The following is an 836-nucleotide window of genomic DNA, read 5'->3' as shown; positions in this document are numbered from 1 at the left end:
TTTCAAATGATTTTTCCACTAGAAGCAGCCTGCGCAAGAGGCCTGGCAACTCCCGAAACACATCCTAATATTAGCAATTATGTTGCCAGTATTCATGCTAGGCCCGCATACCAGGCCGCCATAAATGCAGCTGGTGATTACGATTACGCATAGTCTGGCTTAACGCTATACAACATATTAACAACAGCAACCGTCTCCCTGGCCCTAACAAAGAAGGTCTCCGCTAGACCTTCTTTTCCACAGGTCAATCACACCCGCTGTTAATCACCACACCCTATGTTAAAGAAGCGATAAATTGTTCATGAAATACAATGCTATCGACAGGCTTTGAATAAAGATAACCCTGAGCTTGAATACAGCCCAGTTTAATTAGTTCACTCTCTTGTGCTTTCGTTTCTACACCTTCAGCAATCAACGAAAGCTTAAAAGTGTCGCCTAAAGAGATTATTGTCTTAATCAAATCACAATATGGGCTTCGAAGGGGTATGTATTAACAGCTAACCTGCCTGACTCTTGGTTACACGTGATAGCCCAAGAAATCGTCGGGCTCACATTTTCGTTTGACGCTTTCACCTTCTTTCTAGTAGAAGTTAAAGTGTCTAAAAATAGAATAAATCTAGAAGAAGCTTATTAACATCCGCCAATGGGACAGGATCTTTGGCGAATAAGACACTCAATCGAGAATGTGAACTTATCGTGGTAGGAATTATCTAGATAATAAAGAGGCATATCTCAGTAACAAGATATGCCTCTAACTTGGTAAACAATTTCAGGATGTATAATTAGAGCGTTGGCACTTTCAAAGTTGACTGTTTATTGCTGCTATATTCAAAATC

The 836-nt window shown here is 40.3% G+C and carries 1 protein-coding gene; it reads right to left on the bottom strand.

Annotated elements, in window-relative coordinates:
• Positions 1-274: 274 nt before the first annotated feature.
• The gene (locus A3761_RS29135; RefSeq protein ID WP_068508809.1) at positions 275-460 is read right to left on the bottom strand and encodes an EAL domain-containing protein; all 186 of its coding nucleotides are present in this window, start codon (positions 458-460) and stop codon (positions 275-277) included.
• Positions 461-836 lie beyond the last annotated feature (376 nt).

Source organism: Oleiphilus sp. HI0123 (genome assembly GCF_001635315.1).
The sequence above is the reverse complement of the archived record's forward strand: the minus strand, read 5'-3'. Positions and strand labels throughout refer to the sequence as shown.